The following is a 4,474-nucleotide window of genomic DNA, read 5'->3' as shown; positions in this document are numbered from 1 at the left end:
GTCCGCGCCGTGCTCTCCACGGGCGGCGAGCTGCTCTTCTGCAACCACCACGCCAAGGAGCACAGCGCCCGGCTCGAGCAGCTGGCCGCGGTGATCCACCGCTCCCGCGACGAGCAGTAGTCGCCGCACCGCTGGATCGGGTCGAACCCGATCCAGCGGTTCCGCGCATCGTCGCCCATGGGCGATGATGCAGTCGGCGATCGGAGGTGCGTGGCATGTCACAGCTGGGCCGGGCCGTGCCCGCCGCGCCGATGACCGCGCCGCCGGCGCTCCGGCGCCCGGTGCGTCCCGATCCCGTCGCCGCCCTGCTCCTGCTGGCCGCCGGGGTGGCCGGCGTCTGGCAGCTCTTCGCCCCCTGGTTCACCCTCACCCCGTCCGGACCCGGCCCCGCCGGCCCGGTTGCCGCCACCGGCTGGCAGGTCTACCGGGGTCTGCGCCTGCTGCCGGCCCCCTCCGCCGACCTGCGCTGGGCCACCCTGGCCGTGCTGGGCTGCGCGGTGGCCGGCGGCGCCCTGATCGTGCTGGGGCTGGCGCTGCTCGCCCCGATCAACCACCGCCCGCTCGGCCTGGCCGCCGCGCTGCTCTCGCTGCTCGCGCTCGGCGGCGCCCTGTGGGTGGTCGGGCATGCCCGCCCGGTCTTCGACCTCGGCGTCTTCGGCCTGTTCGGCCAGGCCACGACCGGCTTCTACCTGTTCATCGGCTCTGGCCTGCTCGGGCTCATCGGGGCCGGGAAGGCCCTGTCCACCGGCTGAGCCGGCCGGCTACAGCAGGCCCAGCAGGTGGTCCCGCCGGGCACTGAGCAGGTCCGGCCCGGCGGCCGCCGACGCCGGTCCGGGCACCGCGCGGCGCACCTGCGAGTGCACCGTCGCGTGCGGCTTGCCGGTCCGGGCCGCCACCCGGGCGACCAGCTGGTTGACCTCGCGGCGCAGGTCCGCCGCGGCCCGCCAGCCCGCCGCCGCCTCCCGTTCCGCGGCGTCGGCCAGCGGATCCCGGGCCATCGAGGCCACCCGCCGGCGCAGATCCGAGTCCCGGGTGGCCAGCAGGGCGGCGGTCTGTTCCGGGGTGAGCAACCCGGGCAGCCCCAGGTACTCCTGCTCGTCCTCGCTGACCGCCACCGGTGACGACGCCGGGTCCGGCCCGGCCGAGCCGGACGGGCCGGACGCGCCGGCCGAGACGACCGCCCGCCCGGAATGCAACACGTGCGCGAACTCGGCCTCCGAGTCGAGCACCTCGATCGTCCGGCCGCCCGGCTCGGCCGGCTCCCGCGGCATCGGGTCGGCCAACGCCGCCAGGTCGTCCTCGACCGGCGGCGGCGGGGCCATGACGTAGTTCCGGTCCTGCTCCAGCTCCGCCGCCAGCGCCAGCAGCGGCCGCACCGCGGGCAGGAAGACGGTCGCCGCCTCCCGCGGGTTCCGCGACCGGACGACGCGCCCGACGGCCTGCGCGAAGAACAGGGGCGTGCGGTACGACGTCATCCAGGCCAGGCACGCCGCCCGCGGGATGTCCACGCCCTCGGAGATCATCCGGACGCAGACCGCGATCCGCTCGTCGCTGCCCCGGAACTTCTCGATCCGTTTGGACGCCGCCGCGTCGTCGGACAGGATCAGCACCGGCTTGTGCCCGGTGATCCGGCGCACCACGTCGGCGTAGTCGCGGGCGTCGTCCTGGTCGCTGGCCAGCACCAGCCCGGCCGCGTCCGGCATGCCGGAGGACCGCAGCTGGGTGATCCGTTCGTCCATCGCGGCGATGACGTGCGGGACCCAGCCGCCCTTGGGGTCCAGGGCGGTGCGCCAGGCCGCGGTCTCCACCGACTTGGTACCGGCGCCGGTCAACGAGGCCGCGATCACCTCGCCGGCGCTGTTGCGCCAGCGGGAGACCCCGCTGTAGGCGGCGAAGACCACGGGCCGGACCACCCGGTCGGCCAGTGCGCGGCGGTAGCCGTAGGTGAAGTCGGCCCGCGACCGCAGCAGGTCGCCGTCGACCTCGTACTCGACGAACGGGATCCGCTCCCCTGCCTTGGTCCGGAACGGCGTCCCGGTCAGCGACAGCCGCCGGTGGACCTCCCCGAACGCCTCGCCGACGGCCTCGCCCCAGGACAGGCCGTCACCGGCGTGGTGGATCTCGTCGAGCACGACCAGCGAGCGCATCCGGCCGCTGCGCGCGGCGTGGATCGCCGGCCGGGCCGCCACCTGGGCGTACGTCGCCACGTAGCCCTGGCAGCCGGCGGGCACCGGCCCCTGGGCATTGCTCATCTTCGGATCCAGCACCAGGCCGAACGCCGAGGCGGCGTCGGCCCATTGGGTGCGCAGGTGGTCGGTCGGGCAGACGATCACGACGCGGTCGATCACCCGGCGGCGCATCAGGTCGCCGGCGACGGCGAGGGCGAACGTCGTCTTGCCGGCGCCCGGCGTCGCGGTGACCAGGAAGTCCCGCCGACCGGCAGCGGCGTGCGCGGACTGGTAGGAGGCCAGGGCCTCCCGCTGCCACGGGCGAAGCGGCGGCTGTCCCACCCGTCCCTCCACCCCCGCCCTTCCCTGCCGTCCCGAATGCCGCGTGCCGTCGGCCCCGACCCAAACCGACAGGCGGGTAACGGATACCGGCCCAACGGCGCCGCGCCCGCCCGCACCTGCTGGCCGGGCCGACCCACGACCATACCCGCGCCCGACGGGTGTGCCGCGCATCTGCGGAATGTTTCGAATCGGTCTCGGCCGGCCCGTCCGTGACGAGAATCGCCTGTCGCGTTACCGCCACCGGGCGCGCGGCAGGCATGCTCGTGGGGTGAGCACGGCTGCCCCGCCGCCGCGGGATCCCACCTGGCCCGTCACGGGCCGGCCGAGCGCACCCGTCGCCCCCGACCCGGGTTCGGCGAACGGGGCCGCGCGGGCCGGTACCGGGCACCCGGCCGTCCCGTCCGCGACCGCCGCCCCCGACGTCCCACCGACCGCACCGGGCGCCACCGCGCACGGCGGGCCGGCCGGTGCCCCGGCCGGGTCCCCGGCCGACTCCAGGCCGACGGTGGCGCTGACCCGGGTGTCGCCCGGTCCGGTCGTCGCCGATCCGGCCGCCCCCGACCGGGCCGGGCCGACCCAGGAGCCGATCCAGGAGCCGATCGAGGACCAGCACACCGTGCCCTGGTTCCGGGTCGGCACCGGTCCGGTCGCGGTGCCCGCGCCCAAGGTCCGGCACCGCTGGCGCAAGGTGATCGGCCGCACCCTGTCCAAGGCCTGGGGCGACTCCCTGTTCGGCCTGAGCTCGCAGGCCGCCTTCTGGTGCGCGCTGTCCACCGCTCCGCTGCTGCTGGCGCTGCTCGGCCTGGTCGGCTACGTCGTCAACTGGTACTTCCCGGCGGGCACCATCGACCAGATCCGCGAACAGATCCTGATCTTCCTCAACGCCATCTTCAACGAGGAGGTGGCGGACAACCTGGTCGGCAACACCGTCGAGACGATCCTGAGCCAGGGCCAGGCCGACGTGGTGTCGGTCGGCCTGGTGATCAGCCTATGGGCCGGGTCGTCGGCGATGTCGGCGTTCGTGGAGTCGATCACCATCGCCTACGGCCAGCACGAGGTGCGGCACCCGGTGGTGGAGCGCTTCTTCGCCCTTGGCCTGTACCTGCTGGCGCTGCTGTCGGGCATCGTCATGCTGCCGCTGCTGGCCATCGGCCCGGACTACCTGCCCAAGCTGTTCCCCGAGTCCTGGCGCGGGCAGGTGTCCAACATCGTCAACGTCGCCTACTACCCGGCCCTGGCGCTCGGGCTGATCTTCCTGCTGACGGTCCTGTACAAGGTCGCGCCCAAGCACAAGCACCCCTGGGACCGCGGGGTCCCCGGGGCGTTCCTGGCCGCCGGCGTGTTCCTGGTCGCCAGCTTCGGGCTTCGGCTGTACCTGTCGTACGTGTACGCGCACGGCCTGACCTACGGCGCGCTGGCCACGCCGATCACGTTCCTGCTCTTCTACTACTTCGTCTCGATGGCCGTCATCATCGGCGCCCAGTTCAACAACGCCACGCTGGAGTACTACCCGCCCCGGCCGTCCAAGCGGGAGCTGCGGCGCTGGCAGCGGTACGACCCCGAGCGGGACGGGCCGGTCGTCGGGGCGGCCCCGGAGCCGGTCCAGCCACCCGGACCGGCCGCGACCTGACCCGTGGGCCCGCGGCCCGGCAGGTCACCGGTCGATGCCGGTGATCAGCCCTTCTTCAGGGACTCGTAGATCTTCTTGCAGTCGGGGCACACCGGCGAGTCCGGCTTCGGCGACCGGGTCACCGGGAACGTCTCGCCGCACAGGGCGACCACGAAGTTGCCCATCACCGCCGATTCGGCGATCTTCGACTTCCGCACGTAGTGGAACATCTTCGGCGTGTCGTCGTTGTCGGTGGTGCGTTCCAGCGGCTTCTCGAGCGTGGTGGTGGTCGTCGACATCGTGGCTCCTGTTCGCGGGCGCCGCCCGCGAGTGGTGGTGGACGGGCTGCCCAGGC

General features: G+C 74.1%; 5 protein-coding genes. 3 read left to right on the top strand and 2 right to left on the bottom strand.

The window, feature by feature from the left end:
• Both ACOJUF_RS08860 and ACOJUF_RS08855 read left to right on the top strand, forming a co-directional pair.
• The coding region (locus tag ACOJUF_RS08860) for a DUF7455 domain-containing protein (RefSeq protein ID WP_420121497.1) at window positions 1–120 on the top strand (120 nt) is incomplete at its 5' end.
• A 95-nt stretch (window positions 121–215) separates the two neighbouring features.
• On the top strand, window positions 216–752 hold the full coding sequence (locus ACOJUF_RS08855; protein WP_420121495.1) for a hypothetical protein: 537 nt from the start codon (window positions 216–218) through the stop codon (window positions 750–752).
• Between the two features lie 9 nt (window positions 753–761).
• Here ACOJUF_RS08855 and ACOJUF_RS08850 read toward each other — a convergent pair whose 3' ends face one another.
• A complete protein-coding gene (locus ACOJUF_RS08850; RefSeq protein WP_420121494.1) occupies window positions 762–2,510 on the bottom strand; it encodes a DEAD/DEAH box helicase in 1,749 nt (582 codons plus the stop codon).
• A 268-nt stretch (window positions 2,511–2,778) separates the two neighbouring features.
• Between ACOJUF_RS08850 and ACOJUF_RS08845 the strand changes: the two genes are divergently transcribed.
• Window positions 2,779–4,140 carry a YhjD/YihY/BrkB family envelope integrity protein gene (locus ACOJUF_RS08845; protein WP_420121493.1) on the top strand — a complete coding sequence of 454 codons (1,362 nt, stop codon included), beginning with the start codon at window positions 2,779–2,781 and terminating at the stop codon, window positions 4,138–4,140.
• Between the two features lie 44 nt (window positions 4,141–4,184).
• Here the strand turns inward: ACOJUF_RS08845 and ACOJUF_RS08840 are convergent, their stop codons facing one another.
• Window positions 4,185–4,418 carry a DUF3039 domain-containing protein gene (locus tag ACOJUF_RS08840; RefSeq protein WP_420121496.1) on the bottom strand — a complete coding sequence of 78 codons (234 nt, stop codon included), beginning with the start codon at window positions 4,416–4,418 and terminating at the stop codon, window positions 4,185–4,187.
• Window positions 4,419–4,474 lie beyond the last annotated feature (56 nt).

The organism is Nakamurella sp., from assembly GCF_048594475.1.
Lineage (GTDB): Bacteria > Actinomycetota > Actinomycetes > Mycobacteriales > Nakamurellaceae > Nakamurella.
The sequence above is the reverse complement of the archived record's forward strand: the minus strand, read 5'-3'. Positions and strand labels throughout refer to the sequence as shown.